This is a genomic window from Micromonospora sp. M51, assembly GCF_018070305.1.
In the GTDB taxonomy this organism is placed as follows: Bacteria; Actinomycetota; Actinomycetes; order Mycobacteriales; family Micromonosporaceae; genus Micromonospora; species Micromonospora parva.
In genome coordinates this window covers 1-1,408 of record NZ_JAGPXZ010001110.1, presented here as the reverse complement: position 1 = coordinate 1,408, position 1,408 = coordinate 1, and the positions used below count along the sequence as shown (strand labels likewise).

Here is a 1,408-nt window from a genome sequence, read left to right as displayed (position 1 = left end):
ACCTCCAGCAGCTGGTCCACCGCCGCCTGGCCGACCGCGACCCGACCGTCGCTCACTGCAGCGCCCGCGCCGACGCGGCGTCGACCAGCGAGCCGAGCTGGTGTACGCGCAGCGTGTTGGTCGAGCCGGGGGTGCCGGGAGGGCTACCCGCCACGATCACCACGTAGTCGCCGGGGTTGGCCCGGTCGAGGCCGAGCAGCGCCTGGTCGACCTGGCGGAACATGTCGTCGGTGTGCTGCACGAACGGCATCAGGAAGGTCTCCACGCCCCAGGTGAGGGCGAGCTGGTCGCGCACCTCGGGGACCGGCGTGAAGGCCAGCAGCGGCAGGTCGCAGTGCAGCCGGGACAGCCGGCGCACGGTGTCACCGGTCTGCGAGAAGGCGACGAGCGCCTTGGCGTTGATGGCCCGGGCGATCGACGAGGCGGCGACGGTGAGGGCGCCACCGTGGGTACGCGGGTCGTGCTGCAACCGCGGCACCCCGATCGAACCGGCCTCGGTGGTCGTCACGATCTTGGCCATGGTGCTGACGGTGAGCACCGGGTACTTGCCGACGCTGGTCTCGCCGGAGAGCATCACCGCGTCCGCGCCGTCGAGCACCGCGTTGGCGACGTCGGACGCCTCCGCCCGGGTGGGGCGGGAGTTCTCGATCATCGAGTCGAGCATCTGGGTGGCCACGATGACGGGCTTGGCGTTCTCCCGGCACAGCTGCACGGCGCGCTTCTGCACCAGCGGGACCTCGTCCAGCGGCATCTCGACACCGAGGTCACCACGGGCGACCATGACGCCGTCGAAGGCCAGCACGATGGCCTCCAGGTGCTCCACCGCCTCCGGCTTCTCGACCTTGGCCAGCACCGGCCGGAACACGCCCTCCTCGGCCATGATGCCGTGCACGAGCTTGATGTCCTCGGCGGAGCGGACGAAGGAGAGCGCCACCAGGTCGACACCGAGACCCAGGGAGAAGCGCAGGTCCTCGGCGTCCTTCTCCGACATGGCGGGCACGCTGACCGCCACGTTGGGCAGCGACACGCCCTTGTTGTTGGAGACCGGGCCGCCCTCGGTGACGAGGCAGCGGATGTCGTTGCCGGTGACGTCGGTGACCTCGACGGCGACCCGACCGTCGTCGATCAGCAGCCGGTCACCGGGCTTCACCTCCTGCGGCAGCTTGCGGTAGGTGCAGGAGACCCGCTCCTTGGTGCCGATGATGTCGTCGCCGGTGATGACGACCGAGTCACCGGTGCGCCACTCGTGCGGGCCGTCGGCGAACCGACCGAGCCGGATCTTGGGGCCCTGCAGGTCGGCGAGGACGGCGACCGGCTTACCCGCTGCCTCCGACGCCTCCCGGACCAGTCGATAGACCGCCTCGTGGTCGGCGTGGCTGCCGTGACTGAAGTTCAGCCTCGCCACGTT

At 70.5% G+C, this 1,408-nt stretch carries 1 protein-coding gene; it reads right to left on the bottom strand.

Going from position 1 to position 1,408, the window contains the following annotated elements; translation table 11 throughout:
- Positions 1-52 precede the first annotated feature (52 nt).
- Positions 53-1,408, bottom strand: a 1,356-nt coding sequence (pyk, locus tag KBX53_RS32870; RefSeq protein WP_210863750.1) for a pyruvate kinase, incomplete at its 5' end; no start/stop codon positions are given.